The 22,920-nt window shown below is 68.2% G+C and carries 21 protein-coding genes; 8 read left to right on the top strand and 13 right to left on the bottom strand.

Features of this window, described 5'->3' with window-relative positions; genetic code table 11:
• Nucleotides 1-133 precede the first annotated feature (133 nt).
• The 4 genes from hutH to hutU are packed head-to-tail and all read right to left on the bottom strand — an operon-like array spanning nucleotide 134 to nucleotide 5,708.
• A complete protein-coding gene (gene hutH, locus AUR65_RS06325) occupies nucleotides 134-1,720 on the bottom strand; it encodes a histidine ammonia-lyase (RefSeq protein ID WP_058566041.1) in 1,587 nt (528 codons plus the stop codon).
• Nucleotides 1,713-2,951 (bottom strand): imidazolonepropionase, encoded by a 1,239-nt coding sequence (gene hutI, locus AUR65_RS06320; protein ID WP_058566040.1) that lies wholly within the window; start codon nucleotides 2,949-2,951, stop codon nucleotides 1,713-1,715. The genes hutH and hutI overlap by 8 nt, the downstream gene beginning before the upstream one ends.
• Nucleotides 2,944-3,894, bottom strand: coding sequence for a formimidoylglutamase (hutG, locus tag AUR65_RS06315; protein WP_058566039.1), 951 nt, complete (start codon nucleotides 3,892-3,894; stop codon nucleotides 2,944-2,946). The genes hutI and hutG overlap by 8 nt, the downstream gene beginning before the upstream one ends.
• Nucleotides 3,891-5,708 (bottom strand): urocanate hydratase, encoded by a 1,818-nt coding sequence (gene hutU / locus AUR65_RS06310; protein ID WP_058566038.1) that lies wholly within the window; start codon nucleotides 5,706-5,708, stop codon nucleotides 3,891-3,893. Before hutU ends, hutG begins: the two co-directional genes overlap by 4 nt.
• An 87-nt stretch (nucleotides 5,709-5,795) precedes the next feature.
• On the opposite strand from hutU, the gene AUR65_RS06305 reads away from it, so the two are divergent.
• Entirely contained in the window at nucleotides 5,796-6,446 is a 651-nt protein-coding gene (locus AUR65_RS06305) for a helix-turn-helix domain-containing protein (protein ID WP_058566037.1), read from the top strand.
• 3 nt (nucleotides 6,447-6,449) lie between these two features.
• On the opposite strand, the gene AUR65_RS06300 is transcribed toward AUR65_RS06305, so the two are convergent.
• Nucleotides 6,450-6,851, bottom strand: a complete 402-nt coding sequence (locus AUR65_RS06300; protein WP_058566036.1) for a VOC family protein — start codon at nucleotides 6,849-6,851, stop codon at nucleotides 6,450-6,452.
• A gap of 374 nt (nucleotides 6,852-7,225) precedes the next feature.
• Here AUR65_RS06300 and AUR65_RS06295 point away from each other — a divergent pair, with 374 nt between their 5' ends.
• A complete protein-coding gene (locus AUR65_RS06295; RefSeq protein ID WP_058566035.1) occupies nucleotides 7,226-8,359 on the top strand; it encodes an MFS transporter in 1,134 nt (377 codons plus the stop codon).
• Between the two features lie 120 nt (nucleotides 8,360-8,479).
• Here the strand turns inward: AUR65_RS06295 and AUR65_RS06290 are convergent, their stop codons facing one another.
• The 8 genes from AUR65_RS06290 to AUR65_RS06255 form a co-directional block, all read right to left on the bottom strand.
• On the bottom strand, nucleotides 8,480-9,010 hold the full coding sequence (locus AUR65_RS06290) for a 3-isopropylmalate dehydratase small subunit (protein ID WP_058566034.1): 531 nt from the start codon (nucleotides 9,008-9,010) through the stop codon (nucleotides 8,480-8,482).
• Entirely contained in the window at nucleotides 9,007-10,320 is a 1,314-nt protein-coding gene (locus AUR65_RS06285) for a 3-isopropylmalate dehydratase large subunit (RefSeq protein ID WP_058566033.1), read from the bottom strand. Before AUR65_RS06285 ends, AUR65_RS06290 begins: the two co-directional genes overlap by 4 nt.
• 1 nt (nucleotide 10,321) lies before the next feature.
• Entirely contained in the window at nucleotides 10,322-11,281 is a 960-nt protein-coding gene (locus tag AUR65_RS06280) for a hydroxymethylglutaryl-CoA lyase (RefSeq protein ID WP_058566032.1), read from the bottom strand.
• A complete protein-coding gene (locus AUR65_RS06275; protein WP_058566031.1) occupies nucleotides 11,278-12,483 on the bottom strand; it encodes a CaiB/BaiF CoA transferase family protein in 1,206 nt (401 codons plus the stop codon). The genes AUR65_RS06280 and AUR65_RS06275 overlap by 4 nt, the downstream gene beginning before the upstream one ends.
• A gap of 130 nt (nucleotides 12,484-12,613) precedes the next feature.
• Nucleotides 12,614-14,014, bottom strand: coding sequence for a dihydroorotase (locus AUR65_RS06270; RefSeq protein ID WP_058566030.1), 1,401 nt, complete (start codon nucleotides 14,012-14,014; stop codon nucleotides 12,614-12,616).
• Entirely contained in the window at nucleotides 14,011-14,670 is a 660-nt protein-coding gene (locus tag AUR65_RS06265; protein ID WP_058566029.1) for an isochorismatase family protein, read from the bottom strand. The genes AUR65_RS06270 and AUR65_RS06265 overlap by 4 nt, the downstream gene beginning before the upstream one ends.
• Before the next feature lie 66 nt (nucleotides 14,671-14,736).
• Nucleotides 14,737-15,714 (bottom strand): LLM class flavin-dependent oxidoreductase, encoded by a 978-nt coding sequence (locus AUR65_RS06260; RefSeq protein ID WP_058566028.1) that lies wholly within the window; start codon nucleotides 15,712-15,714, stop codon nucleotides 14,737-14,739.
• Complete coding sequence (locus AUR65_RS06255; protein WP_058566027.1) at nucleotides 15,711-16,112, bottom strand: nuclear transport factor 2 family protein; 402 nt, start codon at nucleotides 16,110-16,112, stop codon at nucleotides 15,711-15,713. Before AUR65_RS06255 ends, AUR65_RS06260 begins: the two co-directional genes overlap by 4 nt.
• A gap of 234 nt (nucleotides 16,113-16,346) precedes the next feature.
• Between AUR65_RS06255 and AUR65_RS06250 the strand changes: the two genes are divergently transcribed.
• The 6 genes from AUR65_RS06250 to AUR65_RS06225 all read left to right on the top strand — a co-directional run bounded on the left by AUR65_RS06250 (nucleotide 16,347) and on the right by AUR65_RS06225 (nucleotide 22,920).
• Nucleotides 16,347-17,780 carry an FAD-dependent oxidoreductase gene (locus AUR65_RS06250; protein WP_058566026.1) on the top strand — a complete coding sequence of 478 codons (1,434 nt, stop codon included), beginning with the start codon at nucleotides 16,347-16,349 and terminating at the stop codon, nucleotides 17,778-17,780.
• Between the two features lie 148 nt (nucleotides 17,781-17,928).
• Complete coding sequence (locus AUR65_RS06245) at nucleotides 17,929-19,254, top strand: ABC transporter substrate-binding protein (RefSeq protein ID WP_058566025.1); 1,326 nt, start codon at nucleotides 17,929-17,931, stop codon at nucleotides 19,252-19,254.
• Between the two features lie 94 nt (nucleotides 19,255-19,348).
• Nucleotides 19,349-20,314: a branched-chain amino acid ABC transporter permease gene (locus tag AUR65_RS06240; RefSeq protein ID WP_004978186.1), complete on the top strand. Its 966-nt coding sequence runs from the start codon at nucleotides 19,349-19,351 to the stop codon at nucleotides 20,312-20,314.
• On the top strand, nucleotides 20,311-21,387 hold the full coding sequence (locus tag AUR65_RS06235) for a branched-chain amino acid ABC transporter permease (RefSeq protein ID WP_058566024.1): 1,077 nt from the start codon (nucleotides 20,311-20,313) through the stop codon (nucleotides 21,385-21,387). Before AUR65_RS06240 ends, AUR65_RS06235 begins: the two co-directional genes overlap by 4 nt.
• Nucleotides 21,387-22,223, top strand: a complete 837-nt coding sequence (locus tag AUR65_RS06230) for an ABC transporter ATP-binding protein (RefSeq protein ID WP_233194323.1) — start codon at nucleotides 21,387-21,389, stop codon at nucleotides 22,221-22,223. The genes AUR65_RS06235 and AUR65_RS06230 overlap by 1 nt, the downstream gene beginning before the upstream one ends.
• A complete protein-coding gene (locus tag AUR65_RS06225; protein ID WP_058566023.1) occupies nucleotides 22,216-22,920 on the top strand; it encodes an ABC transporter ATP-binding protein in 705 nt (234 codons plus the stop codon). The genes AUR65_RS06230 and AUR65_RS06225 overlap by 8 nt, the downstream gene beginning before the upstream one ends.

The raw sequence follows: 22,920 nt of genomic DNA, 5'->3' as shown, positions 1-22,920 counted from the left end.
GTTCCGGTACCACCGTCGGCATCGGCGACGCGGTACGCGATGGTTGTTTTTTGCAGTCGGGGACGACGGTCGCCCGTCGGCCTCGGATTCGACGCCCGCAGTTCCGTCTAATGACAGACGAGAGCGCGCCCGTTCAGCCGGAGAGCCCGGCGTCCGCGATGGCCGCGCGAATCGCGCCGAACCGGACGAGGTCGGCCGCGGTCTCCAGTTCGCCGTCGAGGCGACGGTCCTCGTCCAGCGGCGGAACCACGGACCGAATCGCGTCGCGGACGGCCCCCGTGCCGGTCCCGAGTTCGAGGCTCTCGTCGAGGAACTCCGCCGCCTGCGAGCCGCAGAGGAGTTCGACGCCGACGATGGTCGCGACGTTCTCGGCGACCGTGCGGGCGTTGAGGGCGCTCTGGCCGCTCATACTCACGTGGTCTTCCTGCCCGCCGCTGACGGGCGTCGAGTCGATGGAGGGGCGACCGAGCGACCGGCACTCGTTGAGGAGCGCCGCGGCGGTGTACTGCGCAATCATGTAGCCGGAGCGGAGGCCGCTGTGCTCGGTCAGGAACGGCGGGAGGTACGACTCCTGTACGTCCGGGTTGAGCAGCCGGTCGGTCCGGCGCTCGGAGATGGCCGCGAGTTCGGTCAGCGCGCCGGCGGCGTAGTCGAGGCGGAGCGCCAGCGGTTCGCCGTGGAAGTTGCCGGCGGAGACGACGGCGGCCACGTCGGTGCCGGGTGCACGCTCGTCCACCGCGCCCGCCGGGAAGACGAGCGGGTTGTCCGTGACGCTGTTGAGTTCGACCTCGACGGCCTCGCGGAGGTGCGAGACGGCGTCTCTGACCGCGCCGTGGACCTGCGGGAGACAGCGAATCGAGTAGGCGTCCTGCACGCGCTCGCAGTCCTTGTGCGATTCGAGGACGGTCGAGCCGTCGGTGAGGCGGCGAATCGCGGCCGCGCTCTCCTGCTGGCCGGGATGGGGGCGGACCTCGTGGATGGCGGGGTCGCAGTTCGCCGTGGTGCCCATCGTGACTTCGGTGGTGAGCGCGCCCGCGGCGTCGGCCGCCTCGACGGTTCGCTCGGCGTCGACGACGAACAGCGCGGCGAGGCCGACCGTGAGTTGCGTCCCGTTGATGAGCGCGAGACCTTCTTTGGAGGCGAGCGTCACCGGCTCCAAGCCGGCGGCGCGGAGGGCTTCGTCGCCCGGCAGTCGCTCGCCGTCGACGCGGGCCTCGCCCTCGCCGATGAGGACGAGCGCCATGTGCGCGAGGGGTGCGAGGTCGCCGCTCGCGCCGAGGCTCCCGCGGGAACGGACGACCGGCTGGACGCCCTCGTTGAGCATCGAGACGAGCAGGTCGACCACCGAGGGTCGGATGCCCGAAAATCCCTTGGCGAGCGTGTTAGCCCGGCTGACCATCATCGACCGGACCTCCTCGCGGGTGAGTTCGCGGCCCGCGCCGGCGGCGTGGCTGCGGACGAGGTTCGTCTGGAGGCGCTCGATGTCCTCGCGGTCGATGTGCGTCTCCACGAGGTGGCCGAAGCCGGTGTTGACGCCGTACACCGGTTCGCCGGAGTCGAGGACGGATTCGACGCGCTCGCGCGACTCGCGCATCCGCTCGCGCGACTCGGCGGCGAGTTCGACCGGGGCGTCGTGGCGGGCGACAGCCGCCACGTCTTCCGGCGTCAGCGACGCGCCGTCAAGCGTGACCGACTCGGGGAGCGACCCGGCGTCACTCACGGACGACCACCCCCGATTTCAGCACGGTCGAAACGGGGTTCGTGTCGAACCGGTACGAGAGGTGCGTCGCGGTCGGCACGTCGAGGACGACGGCGTCGGCCGGAGCGCCGGTGCGGAGCGTTCCCGTACCGTCGTCGAGGTCGAGCGCGCCCGCGGCGGCGCTCGTGACGCCCCGAATCGCTTCGTGAGGTGTCATTCGCATGCCGACGCTGGCGAGGGTGGCGACGAATCCCATGCTTCGAGCAAAGCAGTTCGGGTTGAAATCGGTGGCGAGCGCGACCTCGTGGCCCGCGTCGAGGAAGGCACGGGCGTCGGCGTAGTCGGCTCCGAGACCGAACGCCGTGCCCGGGAGCATCACGGGGGTCACGCCGGCTTCGACGAGCGTCTCGCGGCCCGCGCCGCCGGTGTGAAGCAAGTGATCCGCGCTGGCCGCGCCGACCGCGGCCGCCACGTCGGTGCCGCCGATGGCGGCGAACTCGTCGGCGTGAATCTTCGGCGTGAGGCCGTGGTCGCGGCCCACGTCCAGAATCCGGCGGGACTGCTCGGCGGTGAACACGCCGCGCTCGCAGAACACGTCGCAGAACTCCGCGAGGCCCTGTTCGGCGACCGCCGGGAGTTGGTCGGAAACGACCGACTCGGTGTACTCCTCGGCGTCCATGCCGCGCGGGACGGCGTGCGCGCCCATGAACGTCGGAATCACGTCCACCGGGTGGTCCGAGCCGGCCGCGTCGATGGCCGAGAGCATCCGCAGTTCGGTCTCGGTGTCGAGGCCGTAGCCGGTCTTCACCTCGACCGTCGTCGTCCCGTGGGCGAGCATCGCGTCGAGGTGTTCCGCGAGGTTCGCCGCCAACTCGTCGTCGGAGGCCTCGCGGACCGCGTCGACGGTGCGGAGGATGCCGCCGCCGTCGGCGAGAATCTCCTCGTAGGTCGCGCCGCGGAGCTTCGCCACGAACTCGTCGGAGCGGTCACCCGCGAACAGCGCGTGGGTGTGCGGGTCGACGAACCCCGGCAGGACCGTCTTGCCGGTCGCGTCGATGGCCGTCTCGGCGTCTTCGACCGGGTAGTCCGCGAGCACTTCGGCCGTGGGGCCGACGGCGACGACCTCGCCGTCGAGCGCGGCGAACGCGGCGTCTTCGAGGACGACGACGCCGGTTCCCTCGTCGGGGCCGACGACCAGTTCGGCCGCGTCGTGGACGACTGTGAGGCCGGCCGTGGAACCCGCGTCAGTCACGGGACGTCACCCCCGCGAGGAAGTGGGCGACCGCACGGGCGGCCGCGCTGACGGTCCGACCGTCCTCGTCGTCCAGCGGCGGCGCGCACTCCACGACCTCGAAGCCGACGACGCGGGGGTCGGCCGCGACGCGGCGAAGCATCGAGAACAGTTCGCGGGTGGTGACGCCGCCGGGGGTCGGCGCGCTCGCGCCCGGCGCGGCCGTCTGGTCCAACACGTCCACGTCGAGGCTGACGAAGACGCGGTCGCAGGCGGCGACGGCGTCGAGGGCGAAGTCCGCCGTCTCGACGGGGCCGCGGCCGACCTCGTCGGCGGTGAGGATGGTGCCACCCGAGTCGCGCAGGAAGTCGGCGTAGGCCGTCGAGGTCTCGAAGTGTCGCGCGCCGACCACGGCGAGGCGGTCGAGACCGGCGTCGAACAGTTGGCGGTAGGGCGTCCCACTCGTCGGCCCGTCGGCGGGGTCGCGGCAGTCGAGGTGGGCGTCGAAGCTCACGACCCCGACCGAGTCGTCGCCGCCGAGAAGCGGCGTGACGTTCCCGACGGTCAGGGAGTTGTCGCCGCCGAGGAAGACCGGGAGCGCGCCGCGCTCGTAGACGGCCGCGGCCTCGTCGGCGACGATGGCCTGTACGTCCGCGACGTGGTTCTCGGGGTCCTCCCCGTCGTTGTACGCCTCGATTGGGAGGTCGCCGAGGTCGGCGACGCCGGCGACCGGCCCCTCGTCGAAGTGGTGGGTCTTGACGCCGGCGAGGGCGCGCCGAATCGCGGCGGGGCCCTCGCGGGCACCGCGCCGACCGATGACTGCCCCGTCGTAGGGTTCGCCCACGAGGACGGCGCGGAAGTCGCCCGCGTCCTCGATTTCGGTCGGGGAGACGACGTGGCCGAACTGCTCGTCGTTCGGGTCCGACGACGTTCCCTCCCACGCGGGCGGGGCGGTTCGGGTCATTCGTCACCTCGGTCGGCGGATTCGCCGGTCTCGGTCGCGTGGCCGCCGTCTTCGGCCGCGCAGTCGGCGCGGTCGGCCGCGTCGTGGTCCCGCATCGGGATGCGGACGTTCGACCGAGTCGCCTCGTCTAGTGCGTCCTCGTAGCCGGCGTCGGCGTGGCGGATGACGCCCATGCCGGGGTCGGTCGTGAAGACGGCGCGGGCCTTCTTCGCCGCGAGGTCCGAACCGTCGAGGACGACGTGGTTGTTCGTGTGCAGCGAGTTGCCGATACCGACGCCGCCGCCGTCGTGGACGCTCACGATGTCCGCGCCCGCGGCGGTGTTGAGGAGCGCGTTCAGGATGGGCCAGTCGGCGACCGCGTCGGTGCCGTCGCGCATCGCCTCGGTCTCTCGGTACGGGCTGGCGACCGACCCGGCGTCGAGGTGGTCGCGGGTGACCACGACCGGCGCGGAGATCTCGCCCGAGGCGACGAGGTCGTTGATTTTCAGGGCGAAGCGGGCGCGCTCCGTGAGCCCCTCGTCGTCGGTGGTGTAACCGAGCCAGCAGACGCGCGAGGGGAGCCCCTGGAACGACACCTGCTCCTGTGCGAGGTCTATCCAGCGCATGAGCGACTCGTGGTCGGGGAACAGCTCTCGAATCGCCTCGTCGGTGCGGTGGATGTCGGCGGGGTCGCCGGAGAGCGCGGCCCACCGGAACGGCCCGCGCCCGCGGCAGAACATCGGGCGGATGTACGCCGGGACGAAGCCCGGGAAGTCGAAGGCGGTCGTCATTCCGCGGTGGTTCTGGACCTGTCCGCGGATGTTGTTGCCGTACTCGAAGGCGATTGCGCCCGCGTCCTGCAGGTCGAGGATGGCCTGCACGTGGCGCTCCATCGTGTCGAGGCTGGCGTCGACGTAGGCCTCGGGGTCGTCCTCGCGGAGTCGGTCGGCCTCCGCGACGGTGTAGCCGCTCGGGTAGTAGCCTTCGAGTTCGTCGTGGGCGCTGGTCTGGTCGGTGACCACGTCCGGAATCTCGTCGCGCGCGAGCAGTTCTTCGAGCATGTCGGCGGCGTTCATCTGGACGCCGACGCTGTAGGGTTCGCCCGCGTCGATGGCTGCCTTCGCGTTTTCGAGCGCCTCGTCCAGCGAGTCGGCGAACTCCATCAGGTAGTCCGTCTCGACCCGGCGCTCGATGCGGTCGGCCTGCACCTCGGCGGCGATGCAGACCCCGTGATTCATCGTCACCGCGAGGGGCTGTGCGCCGCTCATGCCGCCGAGGCCGCCGGTGACGACGAGTTTGCCCCGCAGGTCGGCGTCGTAGTGCTGTCGGGCGAGTTCGGCCAGCGTCTCGTAGGTGCCCTGAATGATGCCCTGCGTGCCGATGTACGCCCACGACCCGGCGGTCATCTGGCCGTACATGATTTTCCCCTCGGCCTCCAGTTCGTGGAAGTGCTCCCAGTCGTCCCAGCGGCCGACGAGATTGGAGTTGGCGATGAGGACGCGCGGGGCGCGTTCGTGGGTCGGGAACTTCCCGACCGGCTTGCCCGACTGGACGAGGAGCGTCTCGTCGTCGTCGAGGTCGCGGAGTTCGGCGAGAATCGCGTCGTAGGCGTCCCACGAGCGGGCGGCGCGGCCGGTTCCGCCGTAAACGACGAGGTCCTCGGGGCGCTCGGCCACCTCGGGGTCGAGGTTGTTGTTGAGCATCCGGAGCGCCGCCTCCTGTCGCCACCCCTTGCACTCGATGTCCGTCCCGGTGGGCGCGCCCTGATACGCGCGCCACTCGTCGCTCGGGTCGCCGAGTCGGTCCCGACGCGCCGACGATTGCTGGTCGTGCATACCACAGACTTCGGGCGCGACACGGGTAGCAATTCCCCCACCGTGTGGTGTGGTGTTTATATATTGTCGGCGAACCACGGTCCGCGTATGTACGAGGCGAGCCTCCGAATCAGGGACGACAGCGCCTACGCGGCGGCGACGGCGGGCAACGCCGCGAGCGTCGAACTGTGGTGCAACGAGCACTGCGACATGCTCCACGTGAGCGGCGGGGTCGGAAGCGACGTGCTCGACCGCGTCGGCGACACCGTCGGCGTGGCGGCGTCGGTCGAGCGCGGCGACGAGTTGGTCGTCGTCACCGCCGACTGTCTCCGAGACCACGAGATAGACCACATCGAAGGCTACGTGCGGAGACACGGCCTGCTCCTCGTGCCGCCGCTTCGCTACCGCGATGGAGCCAAAGTGTGCCGCCTGCTCGCCGTCTCCGCCGACGACCTGACGGCGTGCTTCCGCGACCTCGTGGACAGCGGCTTCGACGTGAGCGTCGAGTCCAAACGCGCGGTGTCGTTCGCCAGCGGGAGCGGCCCGCTTTTGGCCCCCGCCGACGCGATGCCCGCGCTCACCGGCCGCCAGCGCGAGGCGCTCCGACTGGCCCACGCCGGCGGCTACTACGACCTCCCGCGCGGCATCGAGACCGCGACCATCGCCGACGAGATGGGCGTCTCGCGGCGCACCGCCGAGGAACACCTGCGCCGGGCGGAGCGAAAAGTGATGGACTCGGTCGCGCAGTACGTGCTGTGAGGCTCAGTCGCCGTCGGGCGCGGCTTTCAGTTCCAGCGTGTAGCCGAACGGGTCGGTGACGTACACCGCGGGCGCGACGCCCGTCGCCCCGAGAGGTTCGAGTTGGCGGTCGATTTCGACGCCCGCGGCTTCGAGGTGGTCCCGGAGTTCGTCGATGTCGTGGGCGAACTCGATGGCGACGTGGTCGAAGGCGGTCTCAGCCGGCGGTTCGAAGTCCTCGGCTGGGCGGAGGTGGATGACGCTCGCCGGGGTGAGTCGCACGGAGAAGAAGGGCTTTTCGCCCGACTCGAACAGGTCGCGGTTCTCGATGTCGAAGCCGAGCGCGTCGCGGTAGAACCCGACGGCGGCGTCGAGGCCGTCGGCGGGGATGCGGAGGTTCACGTGGTCGATTGCCGTCGCGTCCATGCCCGCACCGTCGCGGCCGCGGGTGGTAAAAATTTGTGCGGCGGCCATCGAGGTCAGAGGGAGCTCCGAACCGAATTGGATAAACTAAATTATGTTTAAAATATTTGGAAACTTTAGAAATTGTAAAATTTGTAAAAATTGTATATTCTGAGTTAGTTTTGTAGCCATTTCACAGCATAGTTCCGTCTCCACGAAATCCGGTAGTAAACTTTATAGAGTTTATTTGCTCCTGGAATCGGCCTTCAGAACCGCGACACCGACAACCGGAACCGACGTTCCGCAATCGTAACCCATTGGTAGCAGGTCGGTGTACGGAGGATGTGAACCAACAGCCGACATCCGACGAGCGCTTGCTTGCGGGCTACCCGGGTCGGATGTTAGTCACCGTGTCGCTGGCGTGGGCGGTCCTCCAGACGGGTCGGTTTCTCCTGTCGCCGCTGCTGCCGACCATCATCGAGGAGCTCCAGATAACGGAGGCGACCGCCGGCATCGCGCTGGCGCTGTTTCAGGGCGTCTACGCCATCACCCAGTACCCCGGCGGCGAGTACTCCGACCGGTGGACGCGGACGACGCTCATCGTCCCCGGACTGGGCATCCTCGTCCTCGGCTTCGCCACGTTCGGCCTCGCCGGCGGACTCGCGGGCTTCGTCGCCGCCGCCGTCGTCACGGGGCTCGGGAAGGGACTGTTCGCCATCCCCTCGCGGGCGCTCCTATCAGACCTGTTCGTCGAACGCCGCGGCCGGGCGCTCGGCCTCTACGCCGCCGGCACCGACCTCGGCGGCCTCGTCTCGTCGGGACTCGCCATCCTCGCGTTGACCTACGCGACGTGGCGGACGCCGTTCCTCCCCGTCGCCGTCGCCCTCGCCGGACTCACCCTCCTCTACGCGTTCTGGTCGAGAGACGGCTACGCCGTGGGGTCGCCCGAACTCCACGTCTCGGGGACGCTCCGACGCCTCTTCGCCAGCGCAGAACAGCGCCGGACGCTCCTCGCGTTCGGGCTGTTTTACTTCATGGTCGGCGGCGTCATCAACTTCTTTCCGACCTACCTCATCGAGGCGAAGGGCTTCGACCAGCAGTTGGCGAGCGCGACGTTCGCCATCGTCTTCGCCGTCGGCATCACCATCAAACCCGTCGCCGGCAGCCTGAGCGACCGGTTCCGCCGCGAGTCGATTGCCGTCGTCGGGATGCTCGTGGCCGCGGCGGCGCTCGCCGTCCTCTCGGCCGTGGAGGCGCGCCCGCTCATCTACGTCTCCGTCGTCGCGCTCGCGGCCGGCTACAAGACGGAGTTCCCCCTCGCGGACGCCATCATCATGGACAACGCGCCCGACGCCGACCGCGGGGCCGACCTCGGGGCCGCGCGGGCGCTGTTCCTCGGCGCGAACGCGATTGGCCCGGCCTACGTCGGCATCGTCGCCACCTACGTGAGCTACGTCGCCGCGTTCGCGGGGCTGGCGGTCTGTCTCGTCGTCGCCGCCGGACTCCTCTACTGGGACGCGCGCAAGCGGTAGCCGGTCGTTCGGAGCGCGAAAATCGTGGAAAACAGCCGTCTCGGAACGGCGTTCGCGGGTGCCTCTGTGCGGTCGTCGGTCGATGCGGCGGAAGCGGTATGACGTGAGCCGAGTGCCCGCTCAGCCGTCGAGTTTCGCCTTCGTGTAGGCTTTCAGTCCTCCCTGTTCGACGAGCGACTGGAGGAACTCGGGGAGCGCCTCCGCCTCGTAGGTCTCGTCTCGCGTGTGATTCGTCACGACGCCCGCGTCGAGGTCGACGTGAATCTCGTCGCCGTCCTCGATGGCGTCCGCGCCGGGGCAGATGAGCACCGGCAGGCCGAGGTTGATGGCGTTGCGGAAGAAGATGCGCGCGAACGACTGCGCGACGACCGCCGAGACGCCCGCGCCGACGAGCGACAGCGGCGAGTGCTCCCGCGACGACCCGCTCCCGAAGTTCTCGCCGGCGACGACGAAGTCGCCGGACTCGACCGACTCGGAGAACTCGGGCCTGAGGTCCTCGAAGGCGTGGCTGGCGAGTTCGTCGGGGTCCGACGAGACGATGAAGCGCGACGGGGTTATCTGGTCGGTGTCGATGTTGTCGCCGAAGACCCACGCGCGACCGGGTTCGGCCGGGTCCGGGCGGCCGCCGTCGCCGGCGAACGCGTCCGTCATGGTAGCACCTCCGCGAAGACCGTGTCGTCGTAGCGTTTCGTCTCGACCTCGCGGGGGTCGGTGATTTCGCCGTACAGCGCGCTCGCGCCGACGGTCGCCGGACTCGACAGGTAGACCGACGACTCCATCGACCCCTCGCGGCCGGGGAAGTTCCGGTTCGCCGTGGCGAGACAGACGTCGCCGTCGCCGAGGACGCCCTGATGATAGCCCGCACAGGGGCCACAGCCGGCGCTCTGGATGACCGCGCCGGCGTCGGTGAGCGTCTGGAAGACGCCCGTCTGGAGCATGTGCTGGTAGACGGACTTCGAGGCGGGGACGACGACCATCCGGACGTTCGGGGCGATGGTCTCGCCCGCGAGGATGTCCGCGACGATTTTGATGTCCTCGTACCGGCCGTTCGTGCAGGTGCCGACGAACAGCTGGTCGACTTCGGTGCCCGCGACCTCGGTCACGTCCACCGCATTCTCGGGGTTCGACGGCTTCGAGACCTGCGGGGCGAGGTCGGCCGCGTCGTAGCTGTGGACCGCCTCGTAGTCGGCGTCGTCGTCGGAGACGAACGCGTCCGCGAGGTCGATTTCGTTCCCGGTCTGGCGTTCGAGGTACGACTCGGTCCGCTCGTCGGGCGCGACGAGGCCCGTCTTACCGCCCATCTCGATGGCCATGTTCGACAGGACGAGGCGCTCGTGAATCGGGAGCGACTCGATGGTGCTCCCGGCGTACTCGGCGGCCATGTAGGTACAGCCGTCGAAGCCCACGTCGCCGATGAATCGAAGGATGAGGTCCTTCGCGTAGACGCCGTCTTGGAGGTCGCCGTCGACCTCGAAGCGCAGCGTCTTCGGGACACGGAACCAGAGTTCGCCCGTCGCGAGCGCGGTTCCGAGGTCGGTCGAGCCGACGCCGGTCCCGAACGCGCCGATGCCGCCGTAGGTCGTCGAGTGGGAGTCCGCCCCGATGACGAGGTCGCCGGGGCCGACGAAGCCCTCCTCGACGAGGACGGCGTGGCAGATGCCGTCGCCCACGTCGAACTGGTTCGCGCCGTGTTCCGCCGCGAACTCGCGGACCGCGTTGTGGTTGTTCGCGGCCTGCACCCCGTCCGCGGGAGCGTGGTGGTCGATGGTAAAGACGGTCCGGTCGGGCGCGAACAGCTCGCCGTCGTCGCCCGTCACCTCGTCGAACGTCTGGAACGCGAGCGGCCCGGTGATGTCGTGGGCCATCGCCACGTCCACGTCGGCTTCGACGTAGTCGCCGGCGCGGGCGTCGGTGCCCGATTTCTCCGAGAGCAGTTTCTCCGCGAGGGTCTTGCCGGACATCTCAGTCCTCCTCCCCGTCGGCCGCGACGGTGTCGAGGACGCCCTCGACGGTGCCGCCCGCGAGGACGTGACTCGTCAGGCCGAGGCCCAGTCGGTCGGACACGTCGTGGGCGGCCGCCTCGATGCGGCCGAAGTCGACGCCGTGGCCGACGCCCATGCGTTCGAGCATCTGGACGAGGTCCTCGGTCGGCGTGTTGCCGACGCCCGACATGTCGCCGGGGAGGACGACGCCGCCGCCGAGCCCGCAGACCGAGGCGTCGAAGCGGTCGACGCCGACGGCCATCGCGGCCAGCGTGTTAGCGAGGCTCATCCCGTTCGTGTCGTGGAGATGTAGGCCCATGTCGAGGCCCGGATGGGCTTCGAACGCGGCGGTGAAGCGCTCCGTGATTTCGACCGGGTTGGCGAGGCCCATCGTCGTCGCCAGCGTCACCTCGTCGACGCCGGATTCGACGACGCTGTCGACGACCGCGAGGGTCTCCGCGGGGTCGATTGCGCCCTCGTAGGGGCAGTAGAAACTCGTCCCCATCCCGGCTTCGACCTCGATGCCGTGGTCGTGGGCGAGTTCGACGATGTCGTCCATCTCCGCGAGCACCTCCTCGCGGGTGCGGTTCTGGTTTTTCCTCGTGTAGGTCTCGCTCACCGTGACGAGCGCGTTCACCTTGTCAACCTCGGCCTCGACGGCGCGCTCCATGCCCCGGAGGTTGGGGACGAGCGCCCGGTAGGTCACGCCGTCGCGGCGGGTGATTCGCTTCGCCACCTCGTCGGCGTCCCGCAGGGTCGGGACGGCCTTCGGGTGGGTGAACGACGAAATCTCGATTTCGTCCACGCCGGTGTCCGAGAGGGCGTCGATTATCTCGACTTTCTCGTCGGTCGGGACGAACTCGTCGAGGCGCTGGAACCCGTCGCGGGGCAGCATCTCGACGACGTGGACGCGCTCCGGAATCGAGTCGAGGAGGCTCATATCACGTCCTCCGCTTCGAGGTCCGAAAGCACCGACTCGTCGTAGCCGAGTCGGTCGCGATAGACCGCGTCGTTGTGTTCACCGAGCGACGGCCCGAGGTGGTCCACCCGCCCCGGCGTCTCCGAGAACTTCGGGAAGGCGTTCTGGACGACCGCCTCGCCGAGGTCCGGGTCGTCGACCGTCAGGAACGCCTCGCGCGCCGCGTAGTGCTCGTCGTTGAGGATGTCCTCGACGTTGTACACCGGCGCGAGCGTCGCGTCGGCCTCCTCGAACGCCGCGAGCACCTCCTCGCGGCTGTGGTCGTCCATCCAGTCTTGGATGATGGCGTCGAGTTCGTCGACGTGTTCCAGTCGGTCCTCGTTGGTCTCGAACCGCGGGTCGTCTTTCAGGTCGGGGCGGCCGATGGCGTCGAACGTCCGTTCCGCGAGCGGTTGCGCGCTCGCGGAGATGGCGACCCAGCGGTCGTCGCCCGTCCGGTAGACGTTCCGCGGGGCCGACGAGGTCGAGCGGTTGCCCGACCGCGACTCGATTTCGCCGAGTTGGTCGTAGCGGAGCGGTTGCGGGCCGAGCAGGCCGAAGATGGGTTCGATGAGGCTCGTGTCGATGTACTGGCCGCCGCCGCCGTGGACGTCGCGGTGATAGAGCGCGAACATCACCGCGAACGTCGAAAACAGCGCCGCGATGTTGTCAGCGAGGCCGGTCGGCGGGAGCAACGGGGGCGAGTCGGGGAAGCCGTTGAGGTAAGCAAAGCCGGACATCGCCTCCGCGAGCGTCCCGAAGCCGGGGCGCTCGGAATACGGGCCGGTCTGTCCGAAGCCGGACATCCGAAGCATCACGAGGTCGTCGTTGACCTCGGAGAGTCGCTCCCAGCCGACGTTCCAGCGTTCGAGCGTGCCGGGTCGGAAGTTCTCGATGAGGAGGTCGGCCTCGCTCACGAGGTCCTCGAACACCGCCGCGCCCTCGTCGGTGGAGATGTTCAGGGTGACAGACTGCTTGTTCCGCGAGAGGTACTTGTGCCAGAGGCCGACGCCGTCTTTCTGTGGACCGAAGCGGCGGATGTGGTCGCCGAACGCCGGGTGTTCGATTTTGATGACCGTCGCCCCGAAGTCGGCCATGAAGCGGCCGACGGTCGGGCCGGATATCATCGACCCGGCTTCGAGGACGACGAGGCCGTCGAGTGGTCCGTTCGTGTCGTTCGTCATGTCGTGTGTGTCTTCTCGTTCTGTGTCGCGTGTGGTGGTCGTCTGGTGGTGCGTGTGGGTGGCCGTGTGCCCGGTCGGCTGTGGCCGGTCAGTCCGCGTTGTTAGTGGGGCGGCGGGTCGGGTCGCTGGCTCACACCGGGCGGTCGATGTGGGTTCCGTGCCCTTTCGTGCCGACTATCTCGCCGTCGTCGTAGGCGAGTTCGCCCTTCACGACGGTCTGAGTCGGCCAGCCGGTGACGTCTCGGCCCTCGTAGGGGGAGTAGCCGCTGACGCTGTGTAACAGTTCCGGCGTCACCGTCTTCGTCTCGTCGAGGTCGACGACGGCGAGGTCGGCGTCGCTGCCGACTCTGACCGTCCCCTTCTTGGGGTAGAGATTGAACGCCTTCGCCGCGTTGGTGCTCGTCACCTCGACGGCGCGTTCGAGCGAGATGCGGCCCTCGTTGACGCCCTCCGAGAGGATGAGCGGGAGCATCACGGGCGTCGAGGGGAACCCGAGCAGGCTGTCGCGGATGCCGTCGCCGAACTTGTTCTCCGCGAGGTTGGCGCAGTGGTCGGTGCCGATAGTCGAGATGGTGCCGTCGGCGAGGCGCTCCCAGAGCGTCTCTTGGTCTTCTTTCGACCGGACCGGCGGGTTGACTTTCATGCGCTCGTCGCACTCCTCGGTGGTGAGCGCGAGGTAGTGGATGCACGTCTCGCCCCACGCCCGGTAGCCCGCGTCGTGGAGCGCGGCGAGTTCGTCGGCCGTCCCCCCGGCGGAGATGTGGACCGCGTAGAAGCGGTCGTCGTAGCCGTGGACCTTGGCGAGCGCGGCCCCGGCGACCATGCTCTGCGTCTCGGCGTAGCCGGGGAACTCCTCGACCATCACCTCGTAGCCCTCGTCGGCGTCGGCGTCGGTGTCGTCGGACTCGGAGGTGACGTAGACGTTGCCGCCGGCGAGCGCGTTCGTGATTTCGACGTTCTCGGAGTGGTAGCCGAGCGTCGTCGGCACGTCCTGTTCGGCGAGTTTCCGGACGAACGCGTCGCCGAAGTCGTCGTGCATGTCGCAGTCGACGCCGAACTTCTCGCGGGCGGCGTCCTTGTAGTTCATGTACCACTTGAACGTCGTGATGCCGAACTCCTCGATGATGGTCGGAATCTCCTCAATATGCTCCATCGAGAGCAGGCCGAGCGAGAAGAAGTAATCGTGGTAGTAGTTCGGCTCCGCCTCGTCGAAGTAGCCCGGCATAATCTCCTCGTAGGCCCCGGCCCGCCGGAAGTAGTTCCCGATGGTGGTCACGCCGCCGACGAGGTCGGACTTGGACTCGGACTCGGCGTCGGCCTCCAGTCCGCGGTAGATGCCGTGGTGGGTGTGCGGGTCGATTGCGCCCGGGAGCACGTGCTTGCCCGTCGCGTCGATTTCCGTCTCGCCCGAGAGCGTGCCGGGCGAGGCGATGGCCGAGATGGTCTCGCCGTCGGCCGCCACGTCGGCCTCGAAGGTGCCGTGTTCGGGGGTGACGACGGTGCCGTTCGAGATGACGAGGTCGTGGGTCATAGCGTCTCGACCCACTCCTCGACCGCCTCGGTCTCCAGTACCTCGGCGTACTTCATCCACAGGTCGAGGAGGCCGATCTTGTGCGACGCCTCGATGCGGTCGAAGATGCACTCCTGCGGCAGAATGACGCTGAAGCCGTTCTGCTTTGCGTCCACCGCGGTGGCACGGACGCACCCGCTCGTGGAGTTGCCGACGATGATGACCGAGTCGTGGTCGCCGCGGACGAGCCGCGAGAGCAGGTCGGTCCCGTAGAACGCCGACGCGTAGGACTTGTCGACGACGGCGTCGCCCTCCTCGGGCGCGACCGGGTCGACGATGTCGAGGTCGGGGTGGTCGGGGTCGTCGTAGCTCGACGGGACGACCCGCGTGTACGTCACCGGAAGCCCCTGCTCCCGCGCGAAGTCGAGGAACGGGTCGATGTGTTCGATGGCGTCCCACGCGATGTCGCCCATCGCGGTGCGATACTCCTCGATGGCGTCGAGGATGGGGGCGTTCTCGCCGACGATGAGCCGCTGCATGTCGATGACGAGAACCATCGGGTTCTCGCCCATGCCGCGGGACTCCCACGACGAGGCGCCCTCCTTGTCGTAACCAGCCTTCGTGATGACCTGTTTATCCTGTTCAGATAGCAGGTCCTCCCAGATACGGTCTGTCATGACTCGCTTCGCTTGAGATGCGGTGGCATCCAGCATAAAAGTACGGCACGGTTCGGCGAGGTCATGTTACGGGGCGAACACCTCCAGCGTCCGCGCCACCCACTCGCGGTCGACGCCAGCGGGCGCGCGGACGACCGGCAGGTCGACGCCCATCTCGCGGAGTTCGCCGAGTCGCCCCCGCACGTCGTCGGGTGTGCCGACCAGCGCCACGAGGTCGAGGAAGTCGGCCGAGAGTTCGCGCGCCCCGGCCTCCGTCGTCGGCGCGGCCCGAACCGCTTCGACTTCGTCGCCGAAGCCGGCCTGCTCGGCCGCGCGGTCGTAGTAGCCCGGCACGTCGCGCAGGTAGTAGGCGACGTGTTCGGCCGCCGCCCGGCGCGCCTCGTCGGCGTCGTCGTGGACGGCGGTGAGGACGTACATCGCCACGTCCACGTCGCTCGCGTCGCGCCCGGCGCGGTCGGCCCCCGTATCGAGCCACTCCAGCGCCTCCTCGAACTGCGGGCGCGGGTAGAGGTTCGGGAGCCAGCCGTCGGCGACCTGCCCGGTGAGTCGGACGTTCGCCGGGCCGAGCGCGCCGTTGTAGATGGGTATCTCCTCGCGGACGGGTTCGAAGGCGTCCCAGAAACTCGTGCGCTCGGGCGAGAAGAACTCCCCGTCGAAGGAGTCGGCCTCGCCGCGGAGGTAGCGCCGGACGAGTTCGACGTACTCGTGGAGGCGCGAGAGCGGGCGGTCGAAGGGGACGCCGTGGAACGTCTCGACCACGCCGGGGTGGGCGACGCCGAGGCCGAGAATCGCGCGCCCGTCGGAGTGGTCGTCGAGGGTCGCCGCGGCCGCCGCGAGCGCCGCCGGCGTCCGCGAGAACACGTTGACGATGCCGGTCGCGAGGCCGATTTCCTCGGTGTGGACGGCCCAGCGTTCGAGCTTTCCGAAGGCGGTCTTGCCCTGTCCCTCGGCGGCCCACGCCGACTCGTAGCCAAGTTCCTCGGCGCGGACGACGAGCGAGGGGTCGTCGCGGAGCGCGAAGAGGACCGCGGTTCGGTCGCTCATTCCTCCGCCGGGACTGCGGGCGCGTCCTCGACCGGAACGACGCCGTCGACCGCGAGGTCGTTCCAGATGTCGAGGCGCTCGATGAGGCCCCGGCGGACGACGTAGATATCGACGTAGCGAACGTCCGAAAAGTCCGCGCCGTCGTTGTCGGCCCCGTAGAGCGACCCGACGCTCACGACGGTGTCGCCCGCCTCTATCCAGCGGTCGAACTCCTTTGCCGCCCACTCGTAGCGCGGTTCGAGGTGCGCGAGGAAGTCGTAGGCCGCGGTCGGTCCCTCGAAGGTCGCTCCCGGGAGGGTGATGACGGCGTCCTCGGCGAACAGGTCGCCGACGGTGTCCCTGCGGTCGTCTTCCATGCGGTCGAAGAACTCCTCGACGATGTCTCGTGGCGAGTCCATGCGGTATGGGTGTTCTCGACACACATAGTTTTTCACACCGACGTTTCAGACTGTCTGCCGTTCCTGAACGTCCGGGTCGGGACGACGACAGACACGCCCACAGGAGCGACGGGGAATTGTTCTCACGCACGCGCTTCCGAAACCGGCGGACGTGGCGGTGACGCGGAGGGGTCGCGGTGGTGCCGACACCGCCGGATGCGGTAGTTTTACGATAGAGTCTACCTAGCAGAGTGCATGGACGAACTAGCCCGGCGGACGCCGAGCGACGGCGTCGCCGAAGTCGTCTCGGTCGACGACATCGAGTGGGACATCGACACGGACGTGCTCGTCGCGGGCGGCGGCGGCACCGGCCTCGTCGCCGCGCTCGCGGCCAGCGAGAACCCCGACGTTCGCGTGACGGTACTGGAGAAAGCGCCCGAGTGCGGCGGCAACACCTCGCTTTCGACGGGGATGGTCCCCGCGGCGGGGACGCGACTCCAGCGCGAGGCCGGCATCGAGGAGACGCCCGCGGACATGGCCCGCGACATCTTGGAGAAGAACGACTACGAGGCCGACGAGGAGCGCGTGCAGTACCTCTGCGAGGAGAGCACGAACCTCATCCACTGGCTCGTCGACGACTGGGACGTCACGCTCCACATCGTTGACGACTTCAAGTATCCCAAGCACTCCGAGTACCGGATGCACGCGCCGGAGGGTCGAAACGGCGAGAACATCGTCGCCGAGCTGGTCGAGCGCGTCGAGTCGACGCCGAACATCGAACTCCTGACGAACGCGCCCGTGAAGCGACTCGTCGCCGACGACGGCGCGGTTCGGGGCGTCGTCGCCGGCCTCGGCCACGACGAGGCCATCGAGGCCGAGAAGGTCATCCTCGCCACCGACGGCTTCGCCGGCAACCGCGAGATGGTCACCGACTACTGCGAGGAAGACATCGAGCGGGCGCTGTACTTCGGCGCGGACGGCAACACCGGCGACGGCGTCCGCTTCGGCGCGGAACTCGGCGGCGAACTCGCCTGTATGGACGCCTATCAGGGCCACGCGACGGTGGCGAGCCAGACGGGGATGCTCTCGACCTACGCGGTCACGATGAACGGGGGCATCCTCGTGAATCAGGACGGCGAGCGCTTCGGCGACGAGTCCGCGGGCTACAGCGAGTTCGCCATCTCGGTGCTCAAACAGCCCGGCGGGCAGGCGATTCAGCTGTTCGACGAGCGCATCTTCGAGCGGCTTCGCGGGCAGTTCGAGGACTTCGACGAGGCCATCGAGCAGGGGACCTACCACAGCGCCGACTCGGTCGCCGACCTCGCCGAGCGCCTCGGTGCCGACGGCGAGCGCGCCGCGGAGACGGTCGCCGACTACAACGAGGCCGCCACGGCGGGCGACCCCGACGAGGTGGGCCGCGTCGACGGCGCGAACCCGCTGGAAGCGCCCTTCTACGGGACCAAGGTCACCGGCGCGCTCTTCCACACGCAGGGTGGACTCGTCGTCGACGAAGACGGTCGCGTCCTCCGGACCGACGGGAGCATCGTCGAGAACCTCTACGCCGGCGGCGGCACCGCCTGCGGCATCAGCGGCCACGGCGCGGGCGGCTACCTCTCCGGCAACGGGCTGACGACCGCCCTCGGCTACGGCCGCCTCGCCGGCATTCACGCCCGCGAGTCGCTCGACTGACGACGGTGGACTGACGACGGAGAACTCGCCCGTTTCCCGACCGGAGCTATCGTCTCGAACCGGTTCGACGCGGGAATATCTTCGGAACGTGACAACACGAGTACGATAGCATTTATTACAATAGGCACCAACCTCGTGACTGATTGCCATGGGTAAGACTCTCAAGTCTTCGACGAGCAACAGGCGGCGCTTCCTCAAAGCAACGGGCGCGAGCGTCGCGGCATTGACATTAGCTGGCTGTGCGAGCGACGACGCCGGAAACGGCGGCAGCGATTCGGGCGGCGACTCCGGCGGTGACTCGGGTGGCGACTCCGGCGGCGACACGGGTACCACGACGGGGACGCCCGAGCAGTCCGTCGACGAGGTCATCATCGGTTCGAACCACCCGCTTTCGGGCAGTCTCGCCGCGACGGGCGTCGGGATGAGCAACGCCATCAAACTCGCCGCGATGCGGAAAAACGAGGAGGGCGGCATCGAATCGCTCGACGGCGCGGAAGTGACCGTCATCGAGGGCGACAACCAGGGCGCACAGGAACTCGGCGGACAGGTCAGCGAGGAACTGCTCAGCGAGGGCGCGCACGTCCTCACCGGCTGTTACTCCTCGCCGGTGACGACGGCGGCGACGCAGGTCGCGGAACGACAGGGCGTCCCGTTCGTCATCTCCATCGCGGCGGCGGACAACATCCTGCAGGGCCGGGACTTCAACTACGTCTACCGGCCGCAACCCCCGGCGCGCCGACTGGCGAGCGACTACGCGGACCTCGTGCCGACGGTCATCCGCGACGGCGGCGGCACCATCGACACGGCGGGGCTGTTCTACATCAACAACAGCTACGGGCAGGCGATTCGCGACAGCCTCCGCGAGTTCCTCCCCGAGCAGAACGTCGAAATCGTCGAGGAGACGGCCATCGAGTTCGGCGCGTCGAACGCCAACACGCAGGTGTCGCGGCTCCGGAGCGCCGACCCCGACACCATCATCGCCACGACGTACGTCGCCGGCGGCGTCCTGCTCGCGCAGGCGTTGCAGGACCAGGACTACCGGCCGCCGTACCTGACCGCGTCCGCGTCCGCGACGTTCACCGACGACGACGCCGTCAGCGACATCGGCGAGTTCGCGAACGGCGTGCTGGACAACAACTACGCGCTGAACCCGACGGTCGACAAGACCGCCGAGGTCCGCTCGCAGTTCCTCGACAACTACGACCAGGAGTTCTCGGCGTCGGTCGGGATGGCCTACACCGCGGCGGAGGTCATCATCCAGGCGGTCGAGGAGGCCGGTAGCGTCGAACCCGACGACATCAACGAGGCGCTCAAGGGCCTCAGATACGAGGACCACATCTCCGCGATGGGCGCCATCGAGTTCGACGACCAGGGCGAGAACATCAACGCGCTCGGCCCGGTGAACCAGGTCCAAGACCTCTCGGTCAGAGTCGTCTACCCCGAGGAGTACGCGGAGGCCGAACCACAGGTCTAACCGCTACCCGCGTCCGCCGTCACGTCAACGAACCGTCTCGAACGATAGCCACCTTTTATGGGGGTTGCCAACAATTCCCGAGCGTAGAAACCGCATGGGACACCTAGTCACATCGGTCGCGCCGCTGCCGCTGCAGGGCGGTGGCCTCGGCCGATTCATCGACCCGTTCGTACAGTTCCTGACCGACATCACCAATCTGGAGCCCGTCCTCCTGCAGTTGCTCGCGTTCGGCCTCCTGCTCGGGGGCGTCTACGCGCTGACGGCGCTCGGGCTGACGATGATATTCGGCGTGATGGACGTCATCAACTTCGCCCACGGCGTCTTCCTCGTCGTCGGGATGTACTCGGTGTGGTTGGTCTCCGAGATGGCGGGTATCAGCCCGTTCCTCGGCATCCCCATCGCCGCCGCGGTGTTGTTCGTCCTCGGGGTAGTGGTCCACGTGCTCACGGTCGAACCCATCATCGAGGCCCCCCAGCAGAACCAGCTCATCGCCACGCTGGGCGTCCTCTTTATCATCCAGTCGGCCATCGAAATCGTGTTCACGCCCGACCCCCAGCAGGTCGAACTCTCGCTCGGTTCGATACAGGTCGGCGGCGTCTTCATCCCGCTCGGGCAGTTCTACGCGCTCGTCATCGCGCTCGGGACGATGCTCGCCGTGCGGGCGTTCCTGAACCGGACCGACCTCGGCCGGAAGATTCGCGGCACGGCCGACAACCGCGACGGCGCGCGCTACGTCGGCATCAACGTCCGCCGCATCAACTACCTCACCTTCGGCATCGGCGCGGCGCTGGCCGGCGTGGCCGGCGGCTCCATCGCGCTGTTCCAGCGATTCGACCCCTTCACGGGCGAGACGTACCTCATCAACGCCTTCGTCATCGTCATCCTCGGCGGCCTCGGCTCGTTCCCCGGCGCGTTCGTCGGCGGCCTCATCGTCGGGATGATTCAGGTGTTCGGCGGCTACTACCTCCCCGGAACCACCGCGCAGGTGCTCATCTTCCTGCTTTTCATCGGGACGCTCCTCGTCAAGCCCGAGGGACTCTTCGGAGGTGCTGAGGCGTGAGCGCCATCGAGTCCGTCCGCGACCGCTACCGGACGTTCGACGAACAACGGTACGCCCCGCTGGTGAAGGGCGTCGCGCTGTTCGGCCTGCTCGCGGCGCTCCCGGTCATCATCGAAATCGACGTCGCCGGGATGGAACTCGCGGCGCTGTTGAGCCTGAAAGTGCTCATCCTCACGGTCATCTACGCCTACACGGCCCAGTCGTGGAACATCATGTCCGGCTACACCGGGCAGTTCTCCTTCGGGCACGCGGCGTTCTTCGGCATCGGCGCGTACGCGACCCAGAAACTGCTCGTCGACTTCGCGGTCAACCCGTGGGTCGGAATGCTCGTCGCGGGCGTCCTGGCCGCGGGCTACGGCCTCGTCATCGGCGCGCTCTCGTTTCGCTTCAAACTGCAGGGCCACTACTTCGCGCTGGCGACGCTCGCGTTCGCGGAACTGCTCCGCTTCGTCGTCACCAACATGTCGGAACTCCGCGGGGCCAACGGCTACTTCAAGCCGTTCCCGCGGGACTACGGCGCGGAGTACGGCCTCGTGGCCTTCCAGTTCCAGAACGACCTGCCGTACTACTACCTCATCGTCGGCTTCCTGCTCGTCGTGACGCTCGTCTCGTGGGTCATCAAGAACTCGTGGGTCGGGCTGTACTTCTTCGCCATCCGCGAGGACGAGCGGGCCGCCGCCAGCGTCGGCGTGCCGAGCTTCCGGTACAAGCTCATCGGCGTCGCCGTCAGCGCCTTCTTCACCGCCCTCGGCGGTGCCTACTGGTCGATGTACTTCAACACCATCCGCCCGGACACCGTGTTCGCGCTGTTCAAGAACGTCGAACTGCTCCTCCCCGCCGTCGTCGGCGGACCGGGGACGCTTCTGGGGCCCATCGTCGGCTCGTTCATCGTCACGCCCGTCAGCGAAATCGCGCGGACGACGTTCTCCGACATCAACGGCCTCGACCGCATCATCTACGGCGCGTTCCTCGTGGCCATCGTCATCTACTCGCCGCGCGGCGTCGTGAGTTGGCCGAGTCAGGCACGCGCCCTCTGGAAGCGCGTCCGCGGTGACGAGGAGGTGAGCGAGTGATGTCGGCAGACGAGACGAACGCGCCCGACGCCGACGCGGAATCCGCGGACGTGCCGGACGCCGACGCGCCGCGGAGCGACTCGCCCGACGCCGACATCGACCGCGACGGCGAGCAGATTCTGTCGGTCGAAGGCGTCGGCAAGCGCTTCTCCGGCCTGCAGGCGCTCGACGACGTGGATATGACCGTCAACCGCGGCGAGATTATCGGCCTCATCGGGCCGAACGGCGCGGGCAAGACCACGCTGTTCAACTGCATCAGCGGGGCGTTCCCGCCGACGAGCGGGACCGTCAGACTCGACGGCGAGGTCATCTCCGGCCTCCCGGCGCACAAAATCGCGCGGGCGGGGCTGGCGCGGACGTTCCAAATCACACGCCCGCTGGAGGAACTGACCGTCGTCGAGAACGCGATGGTCGGCGCGCACATCCACACGCGCCGCCGGAGCGAGGCGCGCGAAATCGCCATGGAGAACCTCGAATTCGTCGGGCTCGCGGACAAGGCCGAAGAGGAGGCGGGCGAACTCACCGTGGGCGCACAGAAGCGCCTCGAACTCGCTCGCGCCATCTCGACGCGCCCGGAAATCCTGCTCCTCGACGAGATTATGGCGGGGCTCACCCCGTCGGAGTCGAAGCAGATGCTCGACCTGTTCCGCCAACTGCGCGAGCGCGGGACGAGCCTCCTCATCATCGAACACGACATGAAAGCCATCATGAACATCTCGGACTACGTGAAAGTGCTGGACCAAGGGAAGGGCATCGCCTTCGGCGCACCGGAGACGGTGGTCGAAGACGACCGGGTCATCGAGGCCTACATCGGGGGGTTCGACGTCGATGCTTGAACTGAGCGGCGTCCGCGCCGGCTACGACGACATCGAAGTGCTCCACGGCGTCGATATGCACGTCGAAGAGGGCGAAATCGTCGCGCTCATCGGCTCGAACGGCGCGGGCAAGACCACGACGATGCGCACCATCTGCGGCATCCTCTCGCCGAGCCACGGCGAGATTACCTACCGCGACGAGGCGATTCACTCGAAGGCGTCCCACGAAATCGTCGAGCGCGGCATCGTGCAGGTCCCGGAGAACCGCGACCTGTTCACCAACATGACCGTCATCGACAACCTGCTTCTCGGCGCGCAGACCGAGGAGGCGAAGGCGCACCGCGAGGAGAACCTCGACGAGATGCTGGAGCTGTTCCCCCGGCTCGCGGAGCGCAAGAACCAGCGCGCCGGCACCATGTCCGGCGGGGAACAACAGATGCTGACCCTCGCCCGCGCGCTCATGGGCGAACCGGACCTGCTCATCCTCGACGAGCCCTCCATCGGCCTCGCGCCGCACCTCGTCCAAGAGGTGTTCGACGTCATCGAGGACATCCACGCGCAGGGCATGACCGTCCTCATGGTCGAACAGAACGTCCAGCAGACGCTCAAACTGGCCGACCGCGGCTACGTCATGGAGAACGGCCGCATCAGCATGACCGCCGACGGCGACCAACTCCTCGAAGACGAGGGCGTCGTCGAGGCGTACCTCGGGGTCTGA

The organism is Haloferax marisrubri (assembly GCF_001469875.2).
Classification (GTDB): Archaea; Halobacteriota; Halobacteria; order Halobacteriales; family Haloferacaceae; genus Haloferax; species Haloferax marisrubri.
The sequence above is the reverse complement of the archived record's forward strand: the minus strand, read 5'-3'. Positions and strand labels throughout refer to the sequence as shown.

Coding starts and splice junctions, on each gene's coding strand:
- hutG (WP_058566039.1), bottom strand. CDS start 3,894: ATGACCCGAACCGCCCCGCCCGCGTGGGAGGGAACGTCGTCGGACCCG.
- hutU (WP_058566038.1), bottom strand. CDS start 5,708: ATGCACGACCAGCAATCGTCGGCGCGTCGGGACCGACTCGGCGACCCG.
- AUR65_RS06305 (WP_058566037.1), top strand. CDS start 5,796: ATGTACGAGGCGAGCCTCCGAATCAGGGACGACAGCGCCTACGCGGCG.
- AUR65_RS06300 (WP_058566036.1), bottom strand. CDS start 6,851: ATGGACGCGACGGCAATCGACCACGTGAACCTCCGCATCCCCGCCGAC.
- AUR65_RS06295 (WP_058566035.1), top strand. CDS start 7,226: ATGTTAGTCACCGTGTCGCTGGCGTGGGCGGTCCTCCAGACGGGTCGG.
- AUR65_RS06290 (WP_058566034.1), bottom strand. CDS start 9,010: ATGACGGACGCGTTCGCCGGCGACGGCGGCCGCCCGGACCCGGCCGAA.
- AUR65_RS06285 (WP_058566033.1), bottom strand. CDS start 10,320: ATGTCCGGCAAGACCCTCGCGGAGAAACTGCTCTCGGAGAAATCGGGC.
- AUR65_RS06280 (WP_058566032.1), bottom strand. CDS start 11,281: ATGAGCCTCCTCGACTCGATTCCGGAGCGCGTCCACGTCGTCGAGATG.
- AUR65_RS06275 (WP_058566031.1), bottom strand. CDS start 12,483: ATGACGAACGACACGAACGGACCACTCGACGGCCTCGTCGTCCTCGAA.
- AUR65_RS06270 (WP_058566030.1), bottom strand. CDS start 14,014: ATGACCCACGACCTCGTCATCTCGAACGGCACCGTCGTCACCCCCGAA.
- AUR65_RS06265 (WP_058566029.1), bottom strand. CDS start 14,670: ATGACAGACCGTATCTGGGAGGACCTGCTATCTGAACAGGATAAACAG.
- AUR65_RS06260 (WP_058566028.1), bottom strand. CDS start 15,714: ATGAGCGACCGAACCGCGGTCCTCTTCGCGCTCCGCGACGACCCCTCG.
- AUR65_RS06255 (WP_058566027.1), bottom strand. CDS start 16,112: ATGGACTCGCCACGAGACATCGTCGAGGAGTTCTTCGACCGCATGGAA.
- AUR65_RS06250 (WP_058566026.1), top strand. CDS start 16,347: ATGGACGAACTAGCCCGGCGGACGCCGAGCGACGGCGTCGCCGAAGTC.
- AUR65_RS06245 (WP_058566025.1), top strand. CDS start 17,929: ATGGGTAAGACTCTCAAGTCTTCGACGAGCAACAGGCGGCGCTTCCTC.
- AUR65_RS06240 (WP_004978186.1), top strand. CDS start 19,349: ATGGGACACCTAGTCACATCGGTCGCGCCGCTGCCGCTGCAGGGCGGT.
- AUR65_RS06230 (WP_233194323.1), top strand. CDS start 21,387: ATGTCGGCAGACGAGACGAACGCGCCCGACGCCGACGCGGAATCCGCG.
- AUR65_RS06225 (WP_058566023.1), top strand. CDS start 22,216: ATGCTTGAACTGAGCGGCGTCCGCGCCGGCTACGACGACATCGAAGTG.